Consider the following 24,192-nt stretch of genomic DNA (forward strand, 5'->3'; position numbering starts at 1 on the left):
GATCCACAGGGAAAGTAGTTGGAGCGACGGAAAGTGCTTGGGGCGTCTTAGGACCAGGCGATGGGCTGCGGATTGATCGGCCGAGGGCGCGGTTTTGCGGCGGGTACAGGGGCCTGCGAGTCTGTGCTGCGGAGTCAGGTGCCGTCGCTATTGGGGCCGCGCTTCTTCTTATCCGCGCTGATTCTACCGGCGCCGACGGCAGCACCTACAGCAACTCCGACGACGATCCACCACCACTGGCCAGCTATCGTCGACAGCACAACACCGAGCAAAATCCCGAAGATCAGCCCCATAATCAGCGGGTCGGTTCCGGGTTTGCGGCCTCTGGATCCCTCAGCCATTGTCCCAAGGTATCAGTGCCGCAGATTGCTGTCAGCAGATCCGGCCTTGCGGGCGGGAGCGCAGAACTGGCCGGCCGAATCCAGGCAGCAGGGCGCCGGAACCCTGATCGCCAACTATGCGCAGGGCAGCGGTTGGCAGGAGCAAACCCGGTAGCAAGCTGGACTAAAGCTACTCGTCGAGGATGACTTCGGATGCTTCGGTGGACCGGTCTGTCACGGTTGTCGGCGCTTCCAAATGCACCGCGCCGGAGGGCAGGATCCCCGCTCCGCCGTAGCGCTCCATGATGCGCAACTGTGCAACCACGTCCTCACCGGCATGGGCGGCCGGCAGATCCTTCCAGAACTCGAAGCCGCCGCACTCAACCAGCTTGGCGCGGTCGTAAAGCACGCAACCGCCTACCCAGGCCACCTTGTACAACCGCCACTCGCCGTCGGGAATCTCCAAGGACCGGGCGATATGCGTCAGGTTCGCCGCATTGTGCAATGTCCAGCGGGCGAACCGTTCATCCGTCCGGCGCACCCGCTCCGGCTGAATGGGTCCCTCCCATAGTTCAAAGGGCTCCTGCTCCTGAGGCCGCTCATCGTCGAGGTAGGACAGCCCCTGGACGGCGGCGCCGATGAACCCGCAGCCCGTCTCCCGGATGGCGGCGAACATCCGCGCCAGCATTCCCGGCTCCAGCCAGATGTCATTGTCCAGGAACAAAACCAGCGGGGCGTTGGCGAGGCCAAGCAGGAAATCGCGCTGCTCCGCCATGCCCTGCCGGGGCAGATGCCGCTCCAGCCGGACCTTGCGGCCCTGGGCCCGGAGCACCCGGACCATGGCGGCGACCGCCGGGTGGTCCGAAGGTGGATCGCCGTTGGTCTGGTCGCTGATGGTCACCGAGAACGCGGGCCCGTCCTGGGCGGCAAGTCCGGACAGTGTCACGGCCAGTTCCGCCTCGCGCCCGTAGGTAGGGATCAGTACGTCGACCTCGGCCGGCGGCTCCTCGGGCACCGGGAGCGCCCACTGCCCCGAGTGCCTGCGCGTCATGCCCGTTCCGCTTCTTCGGCTACGGGTCCGGCCGCGGCTGTGCCAGTAGCGGCGCCTGTTGCCGCGCCGCCTGCCGTGGCCGCATCGCTTGCCGGGACAGCTCCTGCACCCGAAGCAGGTTCGACCGTGCCGGTGCCGGTGCCGGTGCCGCGGATGCGGCGCACTACCGCCGTCGTCGAATGTTCGGAGACGTAGTCCAGGATGCTCACCTGTCCCCCGTACGCTTCCACGCTGGCCGTTTCCTCGAGCATCTGCGGCGAATAGTCCCCGCCCTTGGCATAGATGTCCGGTTTGACGGCCTCGATCAGCGGGATGGGGGTGTCTGTGTCGAACACGGTCACATAGTCCACGCAGCTCAGCGCGGCGATGATGCCGGCGCGGTCCCCCACCGGATTGATCGGCCGGTCCGGGCCCTTGAGCCGGCGGGCGGATTCATCGCTGTTCAGCGCGACCACGAGCACGTCGCCCAACTGTTTGGCCTGGTTCAGGTAGCGCGTGTGCCCGCGGTGCAGTACGTCGAAACAGCCGTTGGTCAGCACGATCCGCCGTCCGGCAGCCCGTTCGTCGCCGAGCCGCCGGGCAAGCTCCGCCGCATCCAGCGCGGTGTCGCTGAAGCTGCCCAGGTGTCCGGCCAGGTCCGCCGTGCTGCAGACCGACGTGCCCGGACGGTGGACGACGACGTCGGCAGCGGCCTGCGCAAGATCCAGGCAGGTGGTCAGCTGCAGCCCGGCAGCCCGCGCGAGCGTCAGGCAAGCGACGAAAGTGTCCCCCGCACCGGAAGCCTGCTTCTCGGTAACCGGACGGGCCCACGTGCGGTGCGTGCCGCCGTCGTTGTTGAGCAAAATCGTGCCGTCCCGGTCCAGGGTAACGACGGCGGAGCGGGCGCCTGCCGCTTCCAGCAGCTGCGCGCCGCTCGCGGCGACCAGTCCCGCCCGGTCCGAGTCCGGTGCGAAGGCGATGCCCAGGAGCCCGGCGGCCTCGCCCGCGTTGGGCGTGACCAGGTCCGGTTGAACCTGCGCCCAGGGCCGCGGATCGTGCGCGTCCACCACCGTCAGCCGGTCGCCGCGGTGAGCCGCCAGGGTTTCACGCACGGCGCCGCCAAGGGCGCCGGAGCCGTAGTCGCAGACCACCACGGCGGCGCTTGCCAGCAGCGCCTGCGGCACCGCGGCGGCCAACTGCTCCACCGCGTCCGCCGGCATCCGCGGGGTCTGTTCGTCCATCCGCAGCATGATCTGGTCCCCGCCGATCACGCGGTACTTGGTGGTCGTGACGACCTCTGGATGTTCGATGAGACCGGAGACGTCCACGCCGGCACCGGCCAGCAGTTCCCGCAGGCGGCGTCCGGCCTCGTCACTGCCCGTCAGCCCGAGGATCCGCACCCGCGCGCCGAGCGCGGCAAGGTTCATGGCGGTGTTGGCGGCGCCGCCGGGGGCATAATCGCGCCGGGCCATGTCCACCACGGGGGCCGGGGCCTCGCGGCAGAAGCGCTCGATCCGTCCGGTGAACCAGCCGTCCAGCATCACGTCGCCGAGTACAGCGATCTGCGGGGCGGCTTCGGCGAGGCGCTGCGGCAGCCAGTCAGCGAGTCCGGAAATGCCTTCCAGCGAGCTCATAGCCTCACCCCGCCCGGCAGGCCGACGTGGACCACCTTGACCTGGGTGAATTCGTCCAGCAGTTCGGGACCGTAGCCGAAACCGTGGCCACTGTCCTTGCGCGGCTGGGCCGAACCGCCCGGCGCGCCGCCGAAGACGGCATTGATCTTGACCGTCCCGACCGGCAGCGCTGCCACCGACTGCTGGGCATGGACCATGTCGGCTGTCAACACGGTGGCGGCCAAGCCGTACCGTCCGGCGGCCGCGAGCTGCAGTCCCTCGTCGAAGCTGTCCACCACGGACACCGGCGCCACCGGCCCGAAGGTCTCCTCGGTCATGATGGTCATGTCCTCGGTGCAGCCGAGCAGCACGGTGGCCGGATAGTGCGCGCCCGGCCCCTCGGGCAGCTCGCCGCCTTCCGTGGCCTTCGCGCCGGCGGCCAGTGCCTGGGCAACCTGGGCATGGACTTCGTCGCGCAACCTGGTATCGACCAGCGGGGCGAACTGCTGGCCGGCATTGCGCTTGCGCGCCTCCTCTGCAAGGGCGGCGCAGAAGGCGCCGGCGATGTCGCGGTGCACGTAGATCCTTTCCACCGAGGTGCAGATCTGGCCGCTGTTGGCGAAAGCCCCGATGGCAGCCTGTTCCGCCGCCCATCCCGGGTCCACCCCGGCGTCCACCAGCAGCGGGTCGTTGCCGCCGTTTTCGCGGATCACGTGCGCGCCGGTCAGCGCTGCTGCCTGGGCGATTCGTGCGCCGGTGGCGCTGGAACCAACGTGGGCGAAAACGTCGACGCCAGGATGGCTGGTCAGCGCCGAGCCCACCTGGGGTCCGCCGTTGAGCGTGATCAGGACGTCCGGCGGCAGCACGGCCGCCAGCACCTCCCCGAGGAGGGCGCCAAGGTGCGGGCAGCGTTCGCTCGGTTTGTGCACCACGGTGTTGCCGGTGACCAGGGCGGCGCCTAGCAGGCCCGCGGCGACGGCGACCGGATCGTTCCACGGGGTCAGCAGGACCGCGACGCCGCGCGGCTCGGCCACAGTGTAGTCTGCGGCCATTCTCGAGCCGCGCAGGCTCAGCCCGCGGTGTACTGGTGCCAGCTCCGCGTACTGCCGCAGCGTTGCCGCCCCGGCTTTGACGCCTTCCAGGGCCTCGGCCTCCGGCCGGCCGGTTTCGCGCGCGTTCAGCTGCGCCAGCCGTTCGGCGTTGTCGTTCAGCGCAGCGGCCGCCGCGTGCAGCAGTTCGCCGCGGGCTGCCGGGTCCATGGCGGCCCAGTCTGGCTGTGCGGCGCGGGCTGCGGCAACCGCCTGGTCCACTTCCTCCGGGCGGGCCTCCGGCACGTTGCCCACCAGGCTGCCGTCGCGCGGATCGTGAATGGTGATGGCGGCGTCGGCTGACGCGTTTTCCTGCCGCAGGAATGTCTCGGAACCGGTTGTCATATCGCTCCTTTTCCAGGTTGGCCCGGCCGCACCCAAAGTGCCGGCCGAACAAAGCGTTCTGCTGACTCCGTACCCCGTTACCTGCCTATTCAGACACTGAGGAGCCAACCTCTTTGAAGCACTGGTCAGCGGCGCGGAAGCACTTTAGGGTGAAGCTCAGAACAGACACTGCCGATGACCGCCGGCGAAGATGGAGGTACACATGGAACAGGAAATCGACGTCGACCAGGTGTCCACCGGCGGAGCGGACTTCGGCGGCGAGCGGCTCGATGCAACGGCAGGGCAGGGCCTCATCGGCCCGCTGCTGGGACGGTTCGACGGCGTAAAGAAGATCGCGGTGCTGCGCGGCGGCGGACTCGGCGACCTGATGTTTGCCGTGCCGGCCATGCAGTCGCTGGCCGCCGCCTATCCGGAGGCGACCATCACCCTGCTCGGGGCACCGCTGCACGCCGCGCTGCTGGGCGGCCGGCCGGGTCCGGTGGACCGGGTCGAGGCGCTGCCCTTCGCGGAGGGCGTGCGGCCGGGGCCCGAGGATCCGGCGGCCGTGGAAGAGTTCCTGGCCCGGATGCGCGAGGAGCGCTTCGACCTGGCCGTCCAGCTGCACGGCGGCGGGCGCTTTTCCAACCCGTTCCTGCTCCAGCTGGAAGCTCGGCACACCGTGGGCACCCGGACCGAGGATGCCGCGGCGCTGGAACGGACCATCCCATACCTCTATTACCAGCACGAAGTGCTCCGCGCCCTCGAAGTGGTCGGCCTCGCCGGCGCCGCGCCGGTGGCCCTGCAGCCCCAGCTGACGGTGCTGCCCGAGGAAGAGACGGCAGCGGCCGGCCTGCTCGACGCTGGCCGGCCCTCGCTGGTGACCATCCACCCCGGCGCCTCGGACCAGCGGAGGCAATGGCCGCCGTCGTACTTTGCGCAGGTCGCCGCGTGGGCAGCACAGGATGGCTGCCAGGTCCTCCTGGTCGGGGGCTCGGAGGATGTGGATCTGGCGGACAACGTAGTCGCCCAGGCGCAGGAATTAATGCACGACGCCGGGAGCATCCGTTCCGTGGCGGGGCGGTTGGGGCTCGGGGAACTGGCCGCGTTACTGCGTGCCAGCGACGTCATGCTCGGAAATGACAGCGGACCGCGGCATCTGGCCCAGGCCGTGGGCACGCCCACCGTCGGGATCTACTGGGCCGGGAACTTGATCATGGCCGGCGCGCTGGGACGGACCGTGCACCGGGTCCACATGTCCTGGATGACGCACTGCCCGGTCTGCGGATCCGATGTAACGCAGGTCGGCTGGACCGCCGAGCGCTGCGAACACGAGTTTCCGCTGACCGAGCAGATACGCCCCGAAGACGTCTACTCAGACGTCCGCCAGCTTAGGGCCACGAGTCTTCTTCTTCGTGGCAAATAACCATCTCGCGCACCTCGCAGCCCTTCGGCTGTGAGAGTGCGAAGAGGATGGCCTCGGCCACCCGCTCGGGATCGTTGAGCCGGGAGTCGTCCTGCGGCTTGTACTGCTCCGTCCTGTCATCGAAGAACCGGGTCTTCATGCCGGCCGGGATCATCGTGGTGACGCCGATCTGCCCGCGGGTCTCCGCCGCGAGCGCGCGGCTGAAGCCGACGACGCCGAACTTCGAGGCGCAGTAGGCGGTCGCATCGGATACTGCCTTGATGCCCAGCGACGAAGCCACTGTGATGACCCGCCCATGCGAAGCCATCAGGTGCGGCAGTGCGGCACGGACCACTGCGACGGTGCCCATCAGGTTCACGCCGATCACCTTGTCCCATTCGTCCGCCGGGACGTCTTCCAGCCGGCCGCAGCGGTCGATGCCTGCCGCGGTCACCACCGCGTCCAGCCCGTCCAGCGTTTCCGCCGCCTGCTGCACCGCCGCGGTGACGGCCTTACGGTCGGAGACATCGACTTCCAGGCACTTCACGCCGGAGACACGGCTGACGTCACGGTCCAGCACCACGGGGGTGCCGCCGGCTTCACGGACCGCTTCGACAACAGCGGCACCGAGACCGGAGCCACCGCCGGTGACCAGGACTCGGCCGGGATTGGCGGGATTGGCGGGATTCGTGATGGATCCTGCTGATTTCATCTGTTCCTCCTAATGGACGTGGATGGTTTCGGGGACGGCGCGAACCCGGACCGGCCGTCAGCCGGCCCGCGCCGCGAATGGTTGAGGGCCAGGATTTCGCGGGCGGCCGCGCCTAGCCGACCTTGGCCAGGGCGGCGGCCAGCCGGGTGGTGGAGCGGGCCGGGTGATAGGGAACCGTCACCGCGCGACCGCCCCAGGTCTGCAGCAGCGCCGCTTCGGGCAGCTGGTCCGCCTTGTAGTCTCCGCCCTTGACCCAAAGGTCCGGCCGCAGCTGTTCCAGTGCGGCCTCCGGGGTCTGTTCGTCGAAGACCAGCACGGCGTCCACGCACTCCAGCGAGAGCAGCAGTTCGGCACGGTCCTGCTGGCCCATGATGGGACGGTCTTCGCCCTTGAGCCGGCTGACCGATGCGTCCGAGTTGAGGCAGACGATCAGGCAGTCACCTAAGCCGCGGGCCGCCGCCAAGGTCCGGGCGTGGCCGGCGTGCAACAGGTCGAAGCAGCCGCCGGTCGCCACCACGGTGCCGCCGGCTTCGCGCGTCTGCCGGGCCACCCGCAGCGCATCCACACCGCCGCCGTGCAGCTGCTCCGGCGCGGCCTCTTCACGCAGACTGGCCACCCCGCCGGCGGCAAGGAAGGCGGCCGCTTGTTGCACGGCGCCCTCGGCCGCCGCCGGCAGCGGCTGCCCGCCCATCAGCCCGACGGCGAGCGCGCCGGCAAAGCGGTCACCGGCACCGCAGGGGTCCCCCGCCTGCACCTTGGGAGCGGGGATAACCTGCGGCAGGCCGTCGTCGGCCAGGACCAGTGCGCCGGCACCGCCGAGCGTGACGATTACCGAGCCGCACTGCCAGTTACGGCGCAGTTCCTCGGCTGCAAGGGCAGCCTCGCGGGCACCGCTGTCCTGCTTCGCGGAAAGCCCGGCTGCCCGGATCGCCTCCGGCAGATTGGGCGTGACCGCGGCGACGCCTGGCACCGGAGTGCTTCCGGAAGGATGCGGGTCCCAGACCACGGGTACCCTGCCGGCCAGCTCCTGCAGGAGTTCACGCAGCCGGGAATTCGCGGCCAGACCCCGCCCGTAGTCCGCCACGACCACGGCGTCGGCCTGTTCAAGGGCGGTGAGCATAGCATCGGTCACGTCGGGGATCTTCACCTCGCCGCAGCCCTCGTCGAACCGCACAACGCACTGGCCGGCGGCCCGGATCCGGGTCTTCACCGGTGTGGGCACACCGGAGTGACCGGCAATGACTTCTATCCCTCCAAGAGCGCCGCGCAGCTGTCCGGAGGCGCCGTCGTCGGACAGCACGGTGACCAGCCGGACGGCGTGCCCGTCGCGCTCCAGCATCCGTGCCACGAGCCCTGCGCCGCCGGCCCGGTAGTCCGTCTCCGCCACATCCACCACAGGCACCGGCGCATCCGGAGACAGCCTGCTGGCGTCGCCGTGCACATCGGCGTCGAGCAGCACATCGCCGACCACCACAATGTTCTTCGGGCTCATGAATGCCTCCTTCTGTCCGTACTGCGCGGACTGGCCTTGCGGCCCGGGCCTGCCGAGGTTACTCCGGCCGTGGCTTCGGCCGCCCGGCGCCGGGACACCTCGGCGTCAAAAGCCCGGCAGATGGCATGCAGGGCCATCAGGTGCCCCTCCTGCACATTGGCTGGCAGCGCATCGATGGCGATGTAGTCGTCACATACCTTGGTCAGCGGATTCGGGGCACTGCCGGTCAGCGCCCAGGTGGTCACGCCCAGGCTCCGGGCGGCCTCCACCGCATTGAGCAGGTTGGCGCTCTTGCCGCTGGTGGTCAGCAGCACCAGCACATCCCCCTCGCGCCCGTGGCCGCGCACCTGCCGGGCGAACAGCTGGTCGAAACCGTAGTCGTTGCCGATGGCGGTCACGGCGGAGGTTTCCGCATGCAGCGAGATGGCCGAGAACGCCTCCCGCTCGCCGTCGAAGCGGCCCACCAGCTCTGCTGTCAGGTGCTGCGCCTCCGCAGCGGATCCGCCGTTGCCGGCTGCCAGCAGCCGCTGCCCGCCGAGCAGCCGGTCGGCCAGGTCGATGCCCCAGGCCGCGAGCTGCGGCGCCTGGCTGCGCAGGGAATCGACGGCCGGAGCCACCTGCTGCAAATGCGCCAGCACCGCGTCCAGACCCTCGGCCAGTTCCCCGCCGGCGCCGTCCTGGCGTTCCGGGTCGGGAACAGCGGAAGCCACGACGGCGGGACTCGGCACCGGGATAAGTGCGGGCCCTTGCGGCCGGACGTAAGTTTCCGGCTCCGTCTGGGTCCGGCCGGCGGTCTGGGTGGTGGTGATCGATACTGGTCTCACAATGCTTCCCCTTCCAGCTGGCGCACGGCCCCGCTCAGGGCACCGGAGTTCCGGGCCAGGTTGTAGGCCTTTTCGGTATCGGCGGCCACGCGGTCCCAGGAGTAACGGGTGCGGACCCGTTTCCGGCCGGCCCGGCCCAGCTCCTGGGCCAGCTGCGGATCCCGCAGCAGCTCCGCCAGAGCGCAGGCCACCGCTTCGGGATCCTTCGGCGGCACCTGCAGACCGGTCTTGCGGTCCACCACTGTGTCGATCAGACCGCCCACGGAAGCCGCGACCACCGGAACGCCGCAGGCCATGGCTTCCAGCGGCACAATGCCGAACGGCTCGTACCACGGCACGCAGACCACGGCGTCCGCGCTGCGCAGCACGGTGGGGATCTTGTCCTGCGGGATTTGGCCGCGCAGCACCACCTGGTCCGCAACACCGAGCTCGCCGGCCAGCTCCATCAAACGCTGCGCTTCGGGGTCCCCGGCCAGCCCATCCGGCCCGGAAGCTCCGCCGACCACCAGCAGTTCGACGTCGTCAATCCCTTGGTCTTTCAGCAGCCGCAGCGCGCGGACCACCAGGTCAACGCCCTTGCGCGGCACCAGCCGGCCCACGCTCATGATCCGGTGGCGGCGGCCGCGCGGCTCGACCTCGCCGGTGGCGCCGAACAGCTCCAGATCCACCCCGCAAGGGGCAATGGAGATGTTGCTCCGGGGCACACCCATGGCGGTCAGTTCGAAGACCTCGTCGGAGCAGGTGGCGATAATGCGGTCCACGTTGCGTCCCACGGACGGTTCCAGCCACGCGCGCTGGGCGGGGCTGGTGTCCTGCACGCCCTGGTGCCGGCGCTTGACCGTGCCGAGGGCGTGGAACGTCTGCAGCACGGGCACCGGGTAACCGGAACCGTAGTTGCGCCGGGCGGCGTCGAGGGCGGCGACGCCGGACATCCAGAAATGACCGTGGACGATATCCGGCGGGTTGCAGTCCCAGTCCGCGGAGATTCCGTCCGCCAGCTGGCCCATGAACGGCAGCAGTTCGTCCTTGGACACCGGCTCGGGCGGTCCGGCATCGATATGGACCACTTCCACGCCGGGCCGCATCCGCACTCGCGTAGGCAGGGCCGCATTGTCCCGCCGGGTATAAACGGTGATGGAGTGCCCGCGCTTGGCCAAGGAGGCAGAAAGGGCTGCGACGTGCACGTTCTGCCCGCCGGCGTCCACTCCTCCCAGTACGGCCAGCGGGCTGGCGTGTTCGGAAACCATGGAAATCCTCACAGCTCTCTCCTCTCGTTCGCTGCAATAACCCTGCCGGCGTGTGTCCTCGTTTCGGCGAGGACCGCGTCCCAGTTGTTCAGGAAGGCGGCCAGTCCGTGGCGCTGCAGCACGGTTTCGCGTGCTACGGCGCCGCGGGCGCGGGCCTCCTCGGGTTCCTGCACCAGCCGTGCCGCTTCCCGTCGTAACTCGTCCACATTCGTGGAGATGGCGCCGGCCTCCGGCGGAACCGCACGGGCCGCTTCGGTGGTGGCCAGCGCGATGACGGGCATCCCCAGGTGCATGGCTTCCAGCAGAGCCAGGCCCAGCGAGGTCCAGCGCAGCGGATGCACGTACGCGCGGCAACGCGCCAGTTCGGCATGCAGCAACTTGCCGGGCAGATCGCCGCGGACGGTCAGCTGGTCCGGTCCCAGCCCGGTGGCCGAGGCGAGTTCGTCCGTGCCCATGCCGAAGACTTCTAGATGGCCGGCCAGCGCGAATTCGGGCAGCAGGTCCGTGCCGGTCACCCGCCAGCGGCGGACGGGTTCGTTGACCACTACGGCCAGATGGTCCAGCTCGCCGGTGTAGAGGTGTCCGGGGTCCACGACACCGTGTTCGATCACCGTAGTGGGCGCAGTGCCGCAGTCCCAGAACAGCCGGTTGAAGTGGGTCACGTGCACCACCGGGATGGATTGCTGGTCCGCCAGCGGGTGCAGGGAATTGGGCACATCACCCTTGGGCGTGTTGTGCTCGAGGAAGACCGCGGGAATGTCGCGGCCCGGGCGCCTTCCCAGCAGCCGCTCGCATTCGGCCAGTTCCTCCGGCCGCTGCAGCACCACGACGTCGATATCCTCCTCGCGCAGGTCCTCCGGCGCGACATCGCGGACATTTTCGGGCCAATCGCGGCCGGCCCGGCCCAGGCCCCAGGGTCCGCCGTCGGGCGTTGCGGGCAGCAAGTATTCGTGGCTGCCGCGCACAAACGCGTCGGTCCAGCCGCCGTGGACGTGCCAAAGCAGTATTTTCATGCGTTCCTCGTCTCTCTGCGGGTGGGCAAGGACGTAACTCCGGTGGTCAGCCGCTGCACGGCCGCCACCACTTCTTCGGGTTCAACACTGGACAGGCAGGGGTGGCCGGGCACCGGGCAGACACGGGCGCGGCTGAGCCGGCACGGCGCGTTCTGGTCCCCCAGCAGTTCCAGCGGCACTTTATACGGCGCCCAGCGCACGGCCGGGACCACCGGGGCGAAAAGGCTGACCACGGGAGTTCCGACGGCGGCCGCCAGATGCGCGGGACCGGTATTACCGGTTACGACGGCGGAAGCACCGGCCAGGACGCCGGACAGGCTTTGCAGGTCCGTCCGGCCGCCCAGGTCCAGGGCGTCCGGACCTGCCACCGTCGCGGTCAATTCCGCCTCTGCGGGCCCGCCGCTGACCACCACGCGGTAGCCGGCCGCGATGAGCAGTTCCACCGCGGCGGCATGGTGCAGCGGCGGCCACGCCCTCGCGGGGACGGCGGCGCCGGGATGGACGACGATGTACGGTTCGGCGCCAACCAGCCAGCCCACATCCGGAACGTCGCGCACGCGCAACCGTCCGTCGTCGTTAGCCGGCAGACGGTAGCCCGCGGCTGCGGCGATCTGCAGGGCGCGCTCGGCCTCCGGCTGGTCTTCGGGGAAGTCTTCACCGGGCTTGAGCCGCGCATCCAGCAGTGAGCCAGCATAATCCGTGGAGGCCGCGGTAATCCGTTCCACCCCGGCCAGTCGCAGCAGCATGGCCAGCGGCAGCGGGGACTGGTGGAACGACGTCAGGATCACGGCTTCTTCTATGCGGCGGCTGCGCACCCAATCGCACAGCGCGGCGAGGTGGTCCTCGGTGACCGGCGGCGCCGGATCCACAATCCACGGGCTGGCCCAGGTGAAGACGTCGGTGACCCCCGGCAGCAGCTGTGCCGCCGCGGTCCCCTGCGGCCCGCACAGCATCAGGACCTCGTTGGGCCGGCCGGCCCTGCCAGCGACGACGGCACGGACGGCAGGACCCGCAAGCAACACGTCCCCTGCGCTGTCCAGTCTGGCTACCAGCACCCGGCTCATAGGCTGCCCCGCACCACGTCGCCGTTCCGGACTAGGCCGCCGTCCGGCAGCCAGCCGGTTCCCAGCAGCAGCTCAAGGGCCGCGGCCAGATCTGGCGCGACCAGCTCCGCCGCGTTGACTTCCTCGGCACGTGTTACCGGAGTTGGCACCAGCACGCCGGTTGCTCCGGCTGCGGCTGCCGCCTCGACGTCGGCACCGATGTCCCCGATGAAAGCGACTTCGGAAGGCTGCAGGCCGAGCCGGCGGCAGGCGCTGAGGACCATCCCCGGCGCCGGCTTCCGGCACTCGCATCCGTCCGCGGGGCCGTGCGGGCAGACTTCCCAGAGGTCGAACGGTCCCAGCAGTTCCTCGACCCTGGCGTTAACCGCGTCGACCTGCGGGCGCTGCAGCAGACCGCGGGCAATGCCTGACTGGTTGGTCAGCACACCGCAGCGCAGTCCGGCACGGCGGACCGCGTCAAGGGCCTCGGCCGCGCCGGGCATTGGCCGGACCAGTTGCGGGTCCGCGTTGTACGGAACGTCCACCACCAGCGTGCCGTCCCGGTCGAAGAGGACGGCCTGCGGCGGATCAATAACGTGGCGACTCATACCAGCACTGTTCCCGTAGAAGCAGCGGCCTAAACACTTCCGCTGCTACTTCTTTTACTTCTTCTCCCGGTTCGCCCCGTTCCCGCCTGCCCGGCCGCAGCATATGGCACGATAAAACGAACACGAGCGGAAGGACATTGCACCACCATGGAGCCATTGATCCGGGACGGACTGGAGCCCGACGGCAGGCCGGAACTGCTGGTGCTGCGCGCCTTGAAGCTCGGCGACCTGCTGGTGGCGGTCCCCGCCCTGCATGCCCTGCGGCGGGCCTACCCGGACCACCGCATCATCTACGCCGCACAGGGCTGGCTCCGTCCGATGATCGAGCTGGTCGGTTCCGTGGATGACCTGCTGGATACGCACGGCTTGGACGTTCCGTTGGCGCTCTCCCCGGGACGGGTGGACGTTGCGGTGAACCTGCATGGCAGCGGGCCTGAGAGCCGCGGCCGGATTAGGGCTTTGCAGGCCAAACGCATCATTGGCCACCTGTCCGAGGAGTGGGACGGTCCGTGCTGGCAGGACGGCGTCCATGAACGCGAGCGCTGGGCACGGCTGGTCCACTGGCATGGCATTGACGCCGATCCGCTCGACTACCGGCTGCAGTCACCGGCGGTTGCCAGTCCCCGCCCGGGTGCCGTGGTCATCCATGTGGGCGCCGCGTACGGCAGCCGGCTCTGGCCTGTGGAACGCTTCGCCGAAGTCGCGCGGGAACTGGCCGCAGCCGGACATGAGGTACTCTTTACCGGCAGCAGCGGCGAGAGGCCCCGTGCCGAAAAAGTGGCAGCCGCCGCTGGCCTCCCCGCCGAAACCGTGGTGGCAGGCGAGCTGGGGCTGGGTGAATTCGCGGCGGCCGTCGCGGAAGCATCACTGGTCATTTCGGCAGACACCGGTGCCGCCCACCTCGCCTCCGCGTACGGCCGCCCCTCCGTGGTCATCTTCGGGCCGGCCCCGGTATCCGAATGGGGTCCGCCGCCCGGACCGCACATCGTGCTGACGAACGAATCGCTCCGCGTCGGGGACACTTTCTCGGACCAGCCGGATCCGGCGCTCCTGGCCGTCAGCGTGCAGGATGTGTTATCGGCGGTGTCCCGGCTGGGCATCTGAATTACCCCGGGGGATACCTTGCAACTAGGCAGTGCGCACGCGGGCCGTGTCGGCCTCGTGGTCTCCCAGCAATTGGCGCTGCAGCTTTACCAGGATGCGGGCCAGCGCACGGGAAACCTGCATTTGGGTCATGCCCACCCGCTCCCCGACCCGCTGCTGGGATTCCTCCTCGAAGTACCGGTAGTACAGCAGCTGCTGCTCGCGCCGGTCGAGCTCGCGGATGGCGCCGCGCAGCACGAGCATCTCCTCCGCTTTCTCCAGCCTGTTGTCATTGCCGCCCAGCGTGTCTGCCAGATGCCGGCCGTCCGCATCCGCTTCCAGCGATTCCGGACGCAGGCTGTTCTGGCAATTCAGCGCCTCGGCTACGGACTGCAGGCTCTCGCCCAGGTCTTCCGCCAGCTCGGACAGGAATGGGTCCCGCCCCAGCCGCTGAGCCAGGGCCGGCCCGGCTTTGGCCGCCGCGGTGCGCAGATCCTGGACATGACGCGGCGGCCGGATTACCCAGCAGCTGTCCCGCAGGTAGCGCTTGAGCTCGCCGGTCACTGTGGGCATCGCGTAAGCGGGAAAGTCGGTTCCGCGTTCAGGGTCGAAACCCCGTACTGCCTTGAGCAGTCCCATCCGCGCAACCTGCTTCAGGTCATCGAGCTCGCGTCCGGTTCCGACATAGTTGCGTGCAGCCGTTTCCGCAATGTCCAGGTGTCCCAGCACCAGTTCCTCTTCAAGCGCCTGGCGAAGCGATCCTCTTGCACGGCGTGCCTGACGAAACAGGTTTTTGTTGTGGCTACTGGCAAGCTGCATAACCGTTGACTCTCCTGATCAGGGGAACCACGCGGCGTATCCGCGTCTCCACTTCAGGGAAACATAAGCATGCTTACATTTCAACGGTTCCGCTGGAAAGAGTTGCCGGAAAATCTTCTCCTACCCGGGGAGAAGAAGGTATAAGCCGAAGAAGCAGTTCATGCGCTGCACAGGTGCAGTTGCCCCGGGGCGTCAGCGCCAGTGACCGCTGTCCCCTCATCCGCCCGACAAACCGGGAAAAGCTTCAGCAACAGCAGTACAACGACGCCGACACCGCCCAGGACACAGCACACCTCGGAATAGATCGCCGTCGCGCTGGTGCTGGAGGGCCCGGGCAGGTAGCCAAGCAGTTCGAGGGCCCGGGTTTCAATGTGGCTCGCCTCACGCAAATCCAGGGTGAGGGAGACGTCAGCAGCCAGGGAGCGCGCCGGATTCAGGACGCACAGCAACGCCTGGCAGCCAGCGGTAGTCAGGCAGCCCGGACATCTATGCGCGCGGATTCGAGCCCGGCGTCAAGGCCGACAACGAGCTGCAGTTTATGATCCATTAATCAATCCCGGGGAGTATACGCCTTAAGGGCTACTGCTTACCCCGCCCTCCAAGTAATCCAGACTGGGGAGATCACAAAGGCGGCCGGCCGGCCTCCGGGACGTTGTGCTGCCGTTCACGCGTCGGCTGCTTGGAATCCACAACCTTCAGCCCTATCACGCAACCAATGATCCCGACGAGGAAAAGAACCTTCAGCAGCCCCGCGGCCTCACCGGTAAAGGCCACCGCGTAGGCGACGGTCAGCACCGCCCCCACACCTGTCCAGACGGCATAGGCCGTGCCGATCGGGATTCCCCGCATGGCATACCCCAGGCCCACCATGCTCAGGGACAGGGCAATAAAGAACAGCACTGTCGGTCCGGGGCGCGAGAGCCCCTCCGACGCCCCGAGTGCGGTTGCCCAGACGGCTTCCAGTACGGCGCTGATAAGCAAGACGGTCCAATGCATGGCTCAACCCACCGCCTTCAGGCCTACCACACAGCCGATAATGCCCAGCAGCAGCAGCACCTTCGCCCACGAAACCGTCTCGCCGCCGAAGGCCATCGAGTAGGCCGCCGTGAGCACAGCACCCACGCCGACCCAGACCGCGTAAGCGGTGCCGACAGGGATCGCCGTCATAACGTAGGCCAGGCCGGCCATGCTGGCGGTCATCGACACGAAGAACGTGATTGTCGGCCACAGCCGCCGGAAGTTCTTGGACGCGCCCAGCGCCGTCGCCCACACCGCTTCGAGCACACCGGACAGGATCAGTATTATCCATTCCATCGGAAGTCCTTTGGCCAGTCTTGTCGCTCACCGGGTACTGATCCGTCGTCCGGAGACCTGCGGCTTCGAGGTCTTGCTACGAAGATATCAACGTACGACGGCGGGGGCGGGGTTTGGTTGCCAATGTCACCACCAGAAGCGGCCAACCGTGCCCGAAGGAGCGGCTCGCGTGGCACGATGGACAAATGGAGAACCCGGAACCGCCGGACAGTTACCGGCTCAACGCCGGCGCGCCGACGGAAGCCGAAATCGATCAATACCGCCTGCTCAGCGCCAACGCTGCAGCCGGCGTCGGCGTTGTTTCCACCAACTGGCGCGGGCGGGACTATGCTGCAACGGTCACCGGCCATCTGTCGGTCTCCTACGATCCGCCCACCATGCTGGTCAGTCTTTACGGTGAATCCCGCATCGCCGAGGCAGTAGCCGAAAGCGGGAGGTGGGCGTTGAGCCTGCTCACCGGCAGGCAGCAGGGCATCGCGAATTGGCTGGCGAGTCCGGGGACGCCGTTGGAGGGGCTGCTGACCCAGGTCCCGTACCGGCGCGGGGCCGCCTCCGGCGCCGTCGTTGTCGATAACGCCCTGGCCCATTTCGAACTGCGGACCACGCAAATCCACCCAGCCGCCACGCACCTGCTGGTCGTCGGTGAAGTGCTCGCGATGGGCTCCGCCGCCTCGGGTGCGGACGAACTCGACCCGCTTGTCCATTTCGGTTCCGCCTACTACCGGCTGGACCGCTGATAACAGAGGATCAGGTGATCATGACCGCCGCGAGCAGCACAGGAAGTCCCCGGGACGGCCGCGAGTTTCCGCCGCCGGACAGCGACCGCAAGCCCGATTCCCCTACCGACCTCACCAAGCCCGCCTGGGGTTACATCCTCAAGCGCACAATCCGTGAGTTCAGCTCGGATCGATGTACCGATCTTGCCGCGGCCATGACCTACTTTGCCGTCTTGTCGGTCTTCCCCGGCCTGCTCGCCGTCGTCTCCCTTCTCGGCGTCGTCGGTCAAGGGGAAGCTACAACCCGGACCATCATTGAGATGCTGGAAAGACTGGGTGCACCTGGGAATGCCGTCAGCCTCATTGAAGGGCCCATTAATCAGCTCACCACGTCCACTGCAGCCGGGCTAACGTTGGCCGTTGGTATCATCGGTGCTGTCTGGACGGCGTCCGGCTATGTGCGCTCCTTCGGCCGGGCCATGAACAATATTTACGAAGTGCCCGAGGGCCGGCCGATCTGGAAGCTCTACCCGATCATGCTGGGCATAACACTCTCGCTGATCATCACCGTAGTCCTCATGATGCTGCTCTTACTGCTCTCCGGCCAGGTGGCCGAAACCCTCGGCAGCATGATTGGACTCGGCGATACGGCACTTCAGACCTGGAACATCGCCAAATGGCCGGTCATGGTGCTGCTGCTGGTGTTCATGATCGCCCTGTTGTACTACGCCACACCGAATGTGCGGCAACCCAAATTCCGTTGGATCAGCATCGGCGCCTTCGTCGCCATCCTGGTTATGGCCGCGGCGACCGCCGGATTTGGTTTCTACGTCTCGAACTTCGGCAACTACAACGCCACCTACGGCACCATCGGCGGCGTGATCGTACTGCTGCTGTGGATCTGGATCATGAATGTGGTTCTGCTCTTCGGGGCCGAACTCGACGCGGAAATAGAACGCGGCCGCCAGTTGCAGGCGGGTATCGAAGCGGAGGAGACACTGCGCCTGCCCCCGCGGGATACACGCCAGACGCTGAAGCTCCGCGACAAGGAGCTTGAGCTGGTCAACGACGGCCGCGAACTACGGCATATCCATTCACATACTAATTACAGGGAGGGCTGAACTTCTCCCGCTACCGAGTCTTTTGCGTCTCGGGCATCGAGCTCGACCCGGAGTTCTTCGCTGCGGAATTCGGTTTCCGGATCAGGTGATCCCAACTGCAGGTATTCCCGTTCAACTTGGCGCAGAATGCGGCTGTTGAGAATTTCCAACTCCGTATCCGGTACCTTGCTGAGATCCTGGGGAAAGCCTTCCTCTGGGGGAAGGAGGCGTTTCGGGGCCATGGTTCACTCCAATAATTTTCAAGAGAGCCACAGGCTGTTGCTTAACCTGAAATCTGAAAGTAGCAGAAGCAGAAGAACTCCACAATGATTCCGGGTGCGGGTTGACCTACCCGACAGGAACATTTATCCTAATCCCCCTGCACAGCCCTCTTCAGGCATGCCACCCGCTGCCGCCGGGAATACCAATGAAAGCATGCATCCCCACTAGGGATCGGGTTGCGGCCTGCCCTCACCCGCCGATAACGGCGGAATAACAATATGGCTCCCGGCGGCGGTCTTCGCCGGCCTGATTTGGACCGAACAGGACAACGGCCCGCTTGCCATCGCAAGGGCGGCGGATGCGCTTCCTCATGGGACAGCAGAGGACTTGTATTCCCGGTCTGGCTCCTTGGTGGTCCGACGGCGCGGATAGCTTGCGTGGCTTTGGAATCAGCGGTACAGATCATGATGCAATTTGCGAAGACAAGCGCAATTGAGCAGTCACGACAGGCCACCGGAATCCGGCGTCAGCCTTTCCGCCATTCTCCGCTGATGATATGGGAGCCGGCCTGCGGCCCCATTTGCAGCATGCCGCCGTCGACCGACCAGGAAGCGCCGGTCACGTAGCTGGCTTCCTGCGAAGCGAGGAACGCGATCACGGCCGCTACTTCCCGAGCGTCCCCCGGCCTGCCCAAGGGGATGCCCGGCCGGTCCTTCGCCCGGGGATCTTCGTCGGTCTGCCCCGTCATGGGCGTAGCGATCTCCCCGGGTGCAACGGCATTCGCGGTGATGCGGTGCTCGCCCAGCTCCAGGGCCATGGTTTTTATCAGCCCGCCCAGTCCGTGTTTGGCGGCGTCGTACGCAGAAGACCCTACGCGCGGCTGATGTTCATGCACACTCGTTACGGCGATGAGGCGCCCGCCATCGCCAGCCGCCACCATCCGCCGCGCCGCCCGCTGCATGCAGACGAATGCGCCGTCGAGATCGGTGGCCACTACCTGGCGCCACGTTTCATAGCTGGTGTCCAGGAACGGTTCGCTGGCTCCGGTGCCTGCGTTGTTGACGAAGACGTCGAGCCCGCCCAACTCCTCCGCAAGACCATCGACGACGTCGCCGCAATCCGGCAATTCGGTGGTATCCAGCCGGGCAACGGTGGCACGCCGTCCACAGGCACGGACCTCCGCAGCGGTGTCCTCTGCGCCAGCTTCGTCCAGGTGCCAGGTGACGCCGATGTCCATGCCGGCTTCGGCGAGTGCGACGGCGGTTGCGCGCCCAATGCCTGAATCCGAGCCGGTCACAATTGCTGTTCTGGGTTTGAACTCGCTCATACGCCCATTGTTCCCATGCCCTCAGGAAGGCACTACCCCTTGCCGGGAAATGGCCGGGTGGCGCAGATCATAGGACGTTTGCGCGCAGTATGAAAACATGGACTATGCGTCCAATGCAACACTCCAGCAAGCTCCAGAACGTCCGGTATGAATTGCGCGGGCCCATCCTGCATGCGGCCAAGAAGATGGAAGCCGAAGGGCAGCGTATTCTGCGCATGAACCTTGGCGACCCTGCGCCGTTCGGGCTGGAAGCGCCGGAGTCGATTGTCGTGGACATGATCCACCATTTGCGCGAGGCCCAGGGCTACAGCGATTCCAAGGGCATCTTTTCCGCCCGCACGGCCATTTCGCAGTACTACCAGACCAAGGGCCTGATGCAGATCGGCGTCGAGGATATCTTCATCGGCAACGGCGTCAGCGAACTGATCTCCATGACGTTGCAGGCTTTCCTGGAAAACGGGGACGAGATCCTCATTCCCGCCCCGGACTACCCGCTCTGGACTGCATCCGTCACTCTCAGCGGCGGTGAGGCCGTCCATTACCTCTGCGATGAGGACAACAATTGGTGGCCGGATATGGCGGACCTCGAAGCGAAGATTACGGAGCGCACCCGCGGCATCGTCATCATCAATCCGAACAACCCCACGGGTGCCGTATACCCGCAGCACATCATGGAGCAGTTCGTCGAGCTGGCGCGAAAGTACGACCTGGTGCTTTTCTCGGACGAGATCTACGAAAAGATCACCTACGAAGACGCGGTCCACATCCACACCGCTTCGGTGGCCGACGATGTTGCCGTCCTGACCTTCAGCGGACTGTCCAAGGCGTACCGGATGCCCGGTTACCGTGCCGGCTGGGTGGCCATCACCGGTCCGCGCGCCGCCACTGCCGCGTACCGCGAATCGCTGGAACTGCTGGCTTCGCTGCGGCTATGCTCCAACGTTCCCGCCCAGCACGCCATCCAGACTTCACTCGGCGGTTACCAAAGCATTAACGATCTGGTGCGGACCGGCGGACGGCTGCGGGAGCAGCGGGACCGGGCCTGCGAGCTGCTCAACGCGATACCGGGCGTGAGCTGCGTTCCCGCCGCCGGTGCGATGTATCTGTTCCCGAAGCTGGATCCGGAGATCTACCCCTTCGGCAGCGATGAGCAGTTCGTCCTGGACCTGCTGGAGGAGCAGAAGATTCTGGTCTCGCACGGCACCGCCTTCCACTGGCCGACGCCGGACCATTTCCGGTTCGTCATCCTGCCCTCGGTGAATGAAATCGAAGAAGCGGTGCGCCGCATTTCCTCGTTCCTGACCCTCTACCGCAAGAAGGCGGCAGCCGCTGCGCAGACCGCTACGGCACAGCTGTCGCTGACAGCCCTGGCCCAGGCCCAGGCGGAGGCGGAGGCGCAGTCGCAGGCCCAGGCGGAGGCGCCCGCCGCAAAACGCCCGGCGTAGCAGCTGGACGCGGCGGACTTCCCAGGATGCAACCGGGCGCCCGGACTTTCCCCAAGATGCAACTGGTAGGCTTCGGCTCACAACCAATTGTGCCTTGGGGGAAATGTGCGCAGAAGTTTGTGCAGGCCCCCAACCTCTACTCATGGAGGCAATGATGCCCGTTGTCCGTCATAATCCCGCCGCGTCCCAGTTCGACATCTACGACAACGGCGTGGTGGCCGGCTACCTCAGGTACCGCATGGAGGGCAGCGAGATCTGGTTCCTGGCGACAACGATCATGCCGCGGTACCAGGGCAAAGATTTCGAGACCGAACTTATCCGCAGTGTGCTGGATGATGCGCACCATCGACGCTTGGGCGTCCTCCCGTACTGCCCCGAAGTGCGCAAGTTCATTGCCGGCAATCCCCAGTACCTCCCACTGGTGCCGCCGGCGCAGCTAGGCAGCTTCAAAATCGGTCCCGCAGACGCGGCGACGGCGTAGCCTATCCGGCCTCAGAGCCACTTCAAACGCTTGAACACAACATAAAGCCCGACGCCGATGCCCACCATGAGCGCCAGCGCGAACGGATAGCCGAAGACCCACTCCAGTTCGGGCATGTAGTCAAAGTTCATTCCGTAGACGGCACCCACCAGGGTCGGGGCGAACAGGATGGCGGCCCAGGAAGAGATCCGCTTGACCTCCTCGTTCTGCGCGAGGCTGGTTTCCGTCAGGCGGGTCATCTCCTCGTTCTGCCGCTGCGCCACGAGCGTGGAATGAACGCTCAGGGCATTCTGGAGCAGGGCACGGAAGGCGTTGACACGGTCCACCACGCGGATGACATGGTCATGGACGTCACGCAGCCGCTGCTGCAGTTCAAGTTCCACGTCGTACTTGTCGGATCCGCGCTCCAGCGACCCGAGCATCTGGTCCAGCGGCTGGGTGGCCCGCTGGAATTCGATGACTTCGCGGTGCAGTTCATAGATCCGGCGTGAAACGTCCGGGTTACCGCCGAAGAGGTCGTCTTCGATTTCGTCGATGTCGTTTTCCAAGCCGGCCACCACCGGCGCGTATTCATCCACAACCTGGTCCAGGATCGCGTACAAAACTGCCTGGGTCCCCTTGGCGAGAAGTTCCGGGCTGGCTTCCATCCGCCGTCGTACTTTGGCCAGTCCCGGTGATTCGGCATGGCGCACGGTGACGACAAAGTCCGGGCCCACGAAAATGTGCAGCTCGCCGAACTCCACCTTCTCCACGTCGTCCAGGTAGCGGGCCGGGCGGAGCACCATAAAGAGGGTGGTCCCGTAGCGTTCCAGCTTGGCGCGCTGATGCCCGGACAGCGCGTCCTCCACGGACAGCTCGTGCAGGTCGAACTCGCGGGCAACGGTGCGGACGTCCTCTGCGTTGGGCCGGTACAGGCCGATCCAGGCCATGCCCTGGTGCTCCCGCAGCAGCTCGAATGTCTCGTCCAGGCTTTCCGGGCTCGCCGTGCGGTGGCCGTCCACATATACTGCGTTGTCCACCAGTGACATCCGCTGTCCCTTCTCCAGGTGCCTTATCGCCGCATCGCGGCTGGAACCATGCCAATGTACCGCGTGGGCGCCCGGGCCAAGACATTGGGCAATGGGTAAACTCCGGATGAATTCCTGCCCCTGCCCATAGCGCCGTGCCGGTCCACTCAGCGAAGGTGGGAACAGCAACACGTCCAACCTGCACGGAGGCAACAATGGATTCGACCCGCATTGACGATTGGGACCTGCTCCCGGGAACCCTCGTGGAAGTCCGTCTGCGCGGCTCTGCAGTGCGTACAGGCAGGGTGGACGCGGTCTCGCTCAAGGCCGAAGTCCTCTGGCTGGCAAACGACGGGGCACATCCCAGGCAGCTCTTCGAGAAGGCCGAAGGGTACGAAGTTTGGCTTTGCGGCGCGGATGAAGACAGCCCTGGTCTTCCAGAGAGCGAGCTGGCGGTCTAGCGTTGTCCCATGGACTGGAAACTTGAGCTAGTTGCCGTACCCGTCAGCGACGTTGACCGGGCGAAGAAGTTCTACGTTGACCAGGTCGGTTTCAACGCCGACCACGACCACCGGGTCAGTGAAGATCTGCGTTTCGTCCAGCTCACGCCTCAGGGCTCGGCCTGCTCCATCGTGATGGGAACCGGCATCACGGACATGGCCCCGGGCTCCCAGAAGGGGCTCCAGATCGTTGTCGACGACGCCGCAGCTGCCCGGGATGAACTGCGCGGACGCGGGGTCGAGACGAGCGAGATAGACGTGCAGCCGTGGGGCCACTTCGTCTACTTCAGCGATCCGGACGGCAATACCTGGGCGCTGCAGCAGATGCCGCCGCGGGACCGGGCGTAAAAGTACGACGGCGGGACTCAGGCTAGGATTCTTGTTCCAGCTCCCGCGCCTGCCGCAGCCAGTCCGCGAACAGCTGCTCGTCCACATATTGTTCGGAGGCGAGTTTCACGGACGCCATCTGCCGGGATCCGGCCTCAAGCTTGCCTGACGGGTCCCTGATCTGCTGGCCCTTCCAGAGCCCGAAGGTCACGTACTTCGAATAAGCCTTAAGCAGCGCGACCGGTTCACCCTCCATGAACCACACCGGGTGTCCGTGCCACATCCGGGACTCCGCCTCCGGCAGGCACGCATCGATGACCTTCCGGGCCTTGGCCGCAGCTTCTTTCAGGCCCTCGTCCAAGGCGCCGATGTACTCGTCGATGGTGTCCGCCACTTTGGGGTCCCTGCTGTTCTATTCCCGGAGCGATCCGGTCCGTGCCGGCTGTTCGGATACAGACTCTTACCCATGCCGGCAGCTGTCAAGGACAAGGACATCCAGCCCCAACGAAGAAAAAGGAAAAGAAAAAGCGCACGGTGGGAATAACACCCGCCCGGTCCTCGTTGTCAAATATTGAGAGTGCAAATCGGTCCCGTGAGTACAGCCCGTACTGGCAGAGTTTCTGCGATGAATGTCATTCCCGCACTTTGCCGCGGCTTTCCTTGAGACCAGCCGGTTTGCCTGCTTGTTGCGCTCCCCCCACTTAGCCGGGGCCCGGTGTCCTTTGTGACGCCGCTGCTCTGGTGCCGCTGCCCTATTCACCGATCGATACAGGAGGTCCTATGACACTACCGACAATCACTGCCACCCCGACCCGGATCCGGAATCTCGGAGCGCTGCGCCGCGGCGACGCCGTTGAAGCAAGGATCGAGAACGACGTTCAGTACCGCGGCAGAGTTGTCCGCACCGCACCCGGCGTCGGCTTGGTGTGGATCCGTGAGGACGGCGGCGGCGACCGCCGCACGGTCAGCCAGTCCGATTATTCAATTTGGCGGGTTCCCGAGGTCGCATAGGCGCGGCTTCGACCCGTAGAAGAAGGTCCCGGTGGCCGGCTGTTGAATCAGCCAGCCCCCGGGACCTTTGTTGTTGTATGGGCGCCAGCGGGCAGACAGCCGGCTTGGCGACGGCCTGCCCGAA

Annotated in this window: 28 protein-coding genes and 1 riboswitch; of the genes, 9 read left to right on the forward strand and 19 right to left on the reverse strand. The window is 66.6% G+C overall.

Annotated elements, in window-relative coordinates; genetic code table 11:
- Nucleotides 1–134 precede the first annotated feature (134 nt).
- The 4 genes from J5251_RS00560 to J5251_RS00575 form a co-directional block, all read right to left on the reverse strand.
- Entirely contained in the window at nucleotides 135–341 is a 207-nt protein-coding gene (locus tag J5251_RS00560; protein ID WP_208574939.1) for a hypothetical protein, read from the reverse strand.
- A gap of 169 nt (nucleotides 342–510) precedes the next feature.
- Nucleotides 511–1,371, reverse strand: a complete 861-nt coding sequence (locus J5251_RS00565) for a glycosyltransferase family 2 protein (RefSeq protein ID WP_208574940.1) — start codon at nucleotides 1,369–1,371, stop codon at nucleotides 511–513.
- Nucleotides 1,368–2,984, reverse strand: coding sequence for a D-glycero-beta-D-manno-heptose 1-phosphate adenylyltransferase (gene rfaE2 / locus J5251_RS00570; RefSeq protein WP_244250743.1), 1,617 nt, complete (start codon nucleotides 2,982–2,984; stop codon nucleotides 1,368–1,370). The genes J5251_RS00565 and rfaE2 overlap by 4 nt, the downstream gene beginning before the upstream one ends.
- Nucleotides 2,981–4,396 carry an aldehyde dehydrogenase family protein gene (locus J5251_RS00575; protein ID WP_208574941.1) on the reverse strand — a complete coding sequence of 472 codons (1,416 nt, stop codon included), beginning with the start codon at nucleotides 4,394–4,396 and terminating at the stop codon, nucleotides 2,981–2,983. The genes rfaE2 and J5251_RS00575 overlap by 4 nt, the downstream gene beginning before the upstream one ends.
- A gap of 202 nt (nucleotides 4,397–4,598) precedes the next feature.
- On the opposite strand from J5251_RS00575, the gene J5251_RS00580 reads away from it, so the two are divergent.
- Nucleotides 4,599–5,798 (forward strand): glycosyltransferase family 9 protein, encoded by a 1,200-nt coding sequence (locus J5251_RS00580; protein ID WP_208574942.1) that lies wholly within the window; start codon nucleotides 4,599–4,601, stop codon nucleotides 5,796–5,798.
- Here J5251_RS00580 and J5251_RS00585 read toward each other — a convergent pair.
- From J5251_RS00585 to J5251_RS00615, 7 genes are all read right to left on the reverse strand, one after another.
- Nucleotides 5,764–6,489, reverse strand: a complete 726-nt coding sequence (locus tag J5251_RS00585) for an SDR family oxidoreductase (protein WP_208574943.1) — start codon at nucleotides 6,487–6,489, stop codon at nucleotides 5,764–5,766. The two genes, J5251_RS00580 and J5251_RS00585, sit on opposite strands and share 35 nt — an antisense overlap.
- A gap of 112 nt (nucleotides 6,490–6,601) precedes the next feature.
- Nucleotides 6,602–7,981, reverse strand: a complete 1,380-nt coding sequence (locus J5251_RS00590) for a PfkB family carbohydrate kinase (protein WP_208574944.1) — start codon at nucleotides 7,979–7,981, stop codon at nucleotides 6,602–6,604.
- Nucleotides 7,978–8,640, reverse strand: coding sequence for a D-sedoheptulose-7-phosphate isomerase (locus J5251_RS00595; protein WP_244250902.1), 663 nt, complete (start codon nucleotides 8,638–8,640; stop codon nucleotides 7,978–7,980). The genes J5251_RS00590 and J5251_RS00595 overlap by 4 nt, the downstream gene beginning before the upstream one ends.
- A 161-nt stretch (nucleotides 8,641–8,801) precedes the next feature.
- Nucleotides 8,802–10,064, reverse strand: a complete 1,263-nt coding sequence (locus J5251_RS00600) for a glycosyltransferase (RefSeq protein WP_208574945.1) — start codon at nucleotides 10,062–10,064, stop codon at nucleotides 8,802–8,804.
- Nucleotides 10,061–11,065 carry a glycosyltransferase gene (locus J5251_RS00605; RefSeq protein WP_208574946.1) on the reverse strand — a complete coding sequence of 335 codons (1,005 nt, stop codon included), beginning with the start codon at nucleotides 11,063–11,065 and terminating at the stop codon, nucleotides 10,061–10,063. The genes J5251_RS00600 and J5251_RS00605 overlap by 4 nt, the downstream gene beginning before the upstream one ends.
- Nucleotides 11,062–12,129, reverse strand: coding sequence for a glycosyltransferase family 9 protein (locus J5251_RS00610; protein ID WP_208574947.1), 1,068 nt, complete (start codon nucleotides 12,127–12,129; stop codon nucleotides 11,062–11,064). The genes J5251_RS00605 and J5251_RS00610 overlap by 4 nt, the downstream gene beginning before the upstream one ends.
- Complete coding sequence (locus tag J5251_RS00615; RefSeq protein WP_208574948.1) at nucleotides 12,126–12,716, reverse strand: D-glycero-alpha-D-manno-heptose-1,7-bisphosphate 7-phosphatase; 591 nt, start codon at nucleotides 12,714–12,716, stop codon at nucleotides 12,126–12,128. Before J5251_RS00615 ends, J5251_RS00610 begins: the two co-directional genes overlap by 4 nt.
- Nucleotides 12,717–12,863: 147 nt before the next feature.
- Between J5251_RS00615 and J5251_RS00620 the strand changes: the two genes are divergently transcribed.
- Nucleotides 12,864–13,820 (forward strand): glycosyltransferase family 9 protein, encoded by a 957-nt coding sequence (locus J5251_RS00620; RefSeq protein WP_208574949.1) that lies wholly within the window; start codon nucleotides 12,864–12,866, stop codon nucleotides 13,818–13,820.
- A 24-nt stretch (nucleotides 13,821–13,844) separates the two neighbouring features.
- Here J5251_RS00620 and J5251_RS00625 read toward each other — a convergent pair whose 3' ends face one another.
- The 4 genes from J5251_RS00625 to J5251_RS00640 form a co-directional block, all read right to left on the reverse strand.
- Entirely contained in the window at nucleotides 13,845–14,618 is a 774-nt protein-coding gene (locus tag J5251_RS00625) for a sigma-70 family RNA polymerase sigma factor (protein ID WP_139004425.1), read from the reverse strand.
- A gap of 158 nt (nucleotides 14,619–14,776) precedes the next feature.
- The gene (locus J5251_RS00630; RefSeq protein ID WP_208574950.1) at nucleotides 14,777–15,067 is read right to left on the reverse strand and encodes a hypothetical protein; all 291 of its coding nucleotides are present in this window, start codon (nucleotides 15,065–15,067) and stop codon (nucleotides 14,777–14,779) included.
- Nucleotides 15,068–15,239: 172 nt separating this feature from the next.
- Nucleotides 15,240–15,614, reverse strand: a complete 375-nt coding sequence (locus J5251_RS00635) for a DMT family transporter (RefSeq protein ID WP_208574951.1) — start codon at nucleotides 15,612–15,614, stop codon at nucleotides 15,240–15,242.
- A 3-nt stretch (nucleotides 15,615–15,617) separates the two neighbouring features.
- A complete protein-coding gene (locus J5251_RS00640; RefSeq protein WP_208574952.1) occupies nucleotides 15,618–15,932 on the reverse strand; it encodes a DMT family transporter in 315 nt (104 codons plus the stop codon).
- Nucleotides 15,933–15,941: 9 nt separating this feature from the next.
- A riboswitch (guanidine-III (ykkC-III) riboswitch) is annotated at nucleotides 15,942–16,010 on the reverse strand.
- Between the two features lie 107 nt (nucleotides 16,011–16,117).
- Between J5251_RS00640 and J5251_RS00645 the strand changes: the two genes are divergently transcribed.
- Together J5251_RS00645 and J5251_RS00650 are read left to right on the forward strand one after the other, a co-directional pair.
- Complete coding sequence (locus tag J5251_RS00645) at nucleotides 16,118–16,669, forward strand: flavin reductase family protein (RefSeq protein ID WP_208574953.1); 552 nt, start codon at nucleotides 16,118–16,120, stop codon at nucleotides 16,667–16,669.
- A 20-nt stretch (nucleotides 16,670–16,689) separates the two neighbouring features.
- Nucleotides 16,690–17,769, forward strand: coding sequence for a YihY/virulence factor BrkB family protein (locus J5251_RS00650; RefSeq protein ID WP_208574954.1), 1,080 nt, complete (start codon nucleotides 16,690–16,692; stop codon nucleotides 17,767–17,769).
- On the opposite strand, the gene J5251_RS00655 is transcribed toward J5251_RS00650, so the two are convergent.
- Complete coding sequence (locus J5251_RS00655; protein WP_139004419.1) at nucleotides 17,754–17,990, reverse strand: hypothetical protein; 237 nt, start codon at nucleotides 17,988–17,990, stop codon at nucleotides 17,754–17,756. The two genes, J5251_RS00650 and J5251_RS00655, sit on opposite strands and share 16 nt — an antisense overlap.
- Nucleotides 17,991–18,496: 506 nt before the next feature.
- Nucleotides 18,497–19,297, reverse strand: a complete 801-nt coding sequence (locus J5251_RS00660) for an SDR family oxidoreductase (protein ID WP_208574955.1) — start codon at nucleotides 19,295–19,297, stop codon at nucleotides 18,497–18,499.
- A gap of 104 nt (nucleotides 19,298–19,401) precedes the next feature.
- On the opposite strand from J5251_RS00660, the gene J5251_RS00665 reads away from it, so the two are divergent.
- Both J5251_RS00665 and J5251_RS00670 read left to right on the forward strand, forming a co-directional pair.
- Nucleotides 19,402–20,742 (forward strand): pyridoxal phosphate-dependent aminotransferase, encoded by a 1,341-nt coding sequence (locus J5251_RS00665; RefSeq protein WP_208574956.1) that lies wholly within the window; start codon nucleotides 19,402–19,404, stop codon nucleotides 20,740–20,742.
- Nucleotides 20,743–20,884: 142 nt separating this feature from the next.
- Nucleotides 20,885–21,223: a GNAT family N-acetyltransferase gene (locus tag J5251_RS00670; protein ID WP_171059294.1), complete on the forward strand. Its 339-nt coding sequence runs from the start codon at nucleotides 20,885–20,887 to the stop codon at nucleotides 21,221–21,223.
- Between the two features lie 11 nt (nucleotides 21,224–21,234).
- Here the strand turns inward: J5251_RS00670 and J5251_RS00675 are convergent, their stop codons facing one another.
- Complete coding sequence (locus J5251_RS00675; RefSeq protein WP_208574957.1) at nucleotides 21,235–22,251, reverse strand: magnesium and cobalt transport protein CorA; 1,017 nt, start codon at nucleotides 22,249–22,251, stop codon at nucleotides 21,235–21,237.
- Between the two features lie 194 nt (nucleotides 22,252–22,445).
- Here J5251_RS00675 and J5251_RS00680 point away from each other — a divergent pair, with 194 nt between their 5' ends.
- Nucleotides 22,446–22,691, forward strand: coding sequence for a hypothetical protein (locus J5251_RS00680; protein ID WP_208574958.1), 246 nt, complete (start codon nucleotides 22,446–22,448; stop codon nucleotides 22,689–22,691).
- Nucleotides 22,692–22,700: 9 nt separating this feature from the next.
- Entirely contained in the window at nucleotides 22,701–23,078 is a 378-nt protein-coding gene (locus J5251_RS00685) for a glyoxalase superfamily protein (RefSeq protein WP_139004414.1), read from the forward strand.
- Nucleotides 23,079–23,100: 22 nt separating this feature from the next.
- Here J5251_RS00685 and J5251_RS00690 read toward each other — a convergent pair whose 3' ends face one another.
- Nucleotides 23,101–23,451 (reverse strand): DUF1801 domain-containing protein, encoded by a 351-nt coding sequence (locus tag J5251_RS00690; protein ID WP_208574959.1) that lies wholly within the window; start codon nucleotides 23,449–23,451, stop codon nucleotides 23,101–23,103.
- Nucleotides 23,452–23,837: 386 nt separating this feature from the next.
- Here J5251_RS00690 and J5251_RS00695 point away from each other — a divergent pair, with 386 nt between their 5' ends.
- Nucleotides 23,838–24,068 carry a hypothetical protein gene (locus tag J5251_RS00695; protein ID WP_139004413.1) on the forward strand — a complete coding sequence of 77 codons (231 nt, stop codon included), beginning with the start codon at nucleotides 23,838–23,840 and terminating at the stop codon, nucleotides 24,066–24,068.
- The last annotated feature ends 124 nt before the right edge of the window (nucleotides 24,069–24,192 follow it).

This window comes from Arthrobacter crystallopoietes (assembly GCF_017603825.1).
Lineage (GTDB): Bacteria > Actinomycetota > Actinomycetes > Actinomycetales > Micrococcaceae > Crystallibacter > Crystallibacter crystallopoietes_B.

Coding starts and splice junctions, on each gene's coding strand:
- J5251_RS00580 (WP_208574942.1), top strand. CDS start 4,599: ATGGAACAGGAAATCGACGTCGACCAGGTGTCCACCGGCGGAGCGGAC.
- J5251_RS00670 (WP_171059294.1), top strand. CDS start 20,885: ATGGAGGCAATGATGCCCGTTGTCCGTCATAATCCCGCCGCGTCCCAG.
- J5251_RS00655 (WP_139004419.1), bottom strand. CDS start 17,990: ATGGCCCCGAAACGCCTCCTTCCCCCAGAGGAAGGCTTTCCCCAGGAT.
- J5251_RS00660 (WP_208574955.1), bottom strand. CDS start 19,297: ATGAGCGAGTTCAAACCCAGAACAGCAATTGTGACCGGCTCGGATTCA.
- J5251_RS00685 (WP_139004414.1), top strand. CDS start 22,701: ATGGACTGGAAACTTGAGCTAGTTGCCGTACCCGTCAGCGACGTTGAC.
- J5251_RS00605 (WP_208574946.1), bottom strand. CDS start 11,065: ATGAAAATACTGCTTTGGCACGTCCACGGCGGCTGGACCGACGCGTTT.
- J5251_RS00610 (WP_208574947.1), bottom strand. CDS start 12,129: ATGAGCCGGGTGCTGGTAGCCAGACTGGACAGCGCAGGGGACGTGTTG.
- J5251_RS00675 (WP_208574957.1), bottom strand. CDS start 22,251: ATGTCACTGGTGGACAACGCAGTATATGTGGACGGCCACCGCACGGCG.
- J5251_RS00645 (WP_208574953.1), top strand. CDS start 16,118: ATGGAGAACCCGGAACCGCCGGACAGTTACCGGCTCAACGCCGGCGCG.
- J5251_RS00620 (WP_208574949.1), top strand. CDS start 12,864: ATGGAGCCATTGATCCGGGACGGACTGGAGCCCGACGGCAGGCCGGAA.
- J5251_RS00585 (WP_208574943.1), bottom strand. CDS start 6,489: ATGAAATCAGCAGGATCCATCACGAATCCCGCCAATCCCGCCAATCCC.
- J5251_RS00650 (WP_208574954.1), top strand. CDS start 16,690: ATGACCGCCGCGAGCAGCACAGGAAGTCCCCGGGACGGCCGCGAGTTT.
- rfaE2 (WP_244250743.1), bottom strand. CDS start 2,984: ATGAGCTCGCTGGAAGGCATTTCCGGACTCGCTGACTGGCTGCCGCAG.
- J5251_RS00575 (WP_208574941.1), bottom strand. CDS start 4,396: ATGACAACCGGTTCCGAGACATTCCTGCGGCAGGAAAACGCGTCAGCC.
- J5251_RS00615 (WP_208574948.1), bottom strand. CDS start 12,716: ATGAGTCGCCACGTTATTGATCCGCCGCAGGCCGTCCTCTTCGACCGG.
- J5251_RS00625 (WP_139004425.1), bottom strand. CDS start 14,618: ATGCAGCTTGCCAGTAGCCACAACAAAAACCTGTTTCGTCAGGCACGC.
- J5251_RS00635 (WP_208574951.1), bottom strand. CDS start 15,614: ATGCATTGGACCGTCTTGCTTATCAGCGCCGTACTGGAAGCCGTCTGG.
- J5251_RS00590 (WP_208574944.1), bottom strand. CDS start 7,981: ATGAGCCCGAAGAACATTGTGGTGGTCGGCGATGTGCTGCTCGACGCC.
- J5251_RS00640 (WP_208574952.1), bottom strand. CDS start 15,932: ATGGAATGGATAATACTGATCCTGTCCGGTGTGCTCGAAGCGGTGTGG.
- J5251_RS00665 (WP_208574956.1), top strand. CDS start 19,402: ATGCGTCCAATGCAACACTCCAGCAAGCTCCAGAACGTCCGGTATGAA.
- J5251_RS00680 (WP_208574958.1), top strand. CDS start 22,446: ATGGATTCGACCCGCATTGACGATTGGGACCTGCTCCCGGGAACCCTC.
- J5251_RS00565 (WP_208574940.1), bottom strand. CDS start 1,371: ATGACGCGCAGGCACTCGGGGCAGTGGGCGCTCCCGGTGCCCGAGGAG.
- J5251_RS00560 (WP_208574939.1), bottom strand. CDS start 341: ATGGCTGAGGGATCCAGAGGCCGCAAACCCGGAACCGACCCGCTGATT.
- J5251_RS00695 (WP_139004413.1), top strand. CDS start 23,838: ATGACACTACCGACAATCACTGCCACCCCGACCCGGATCCGGAATCTC.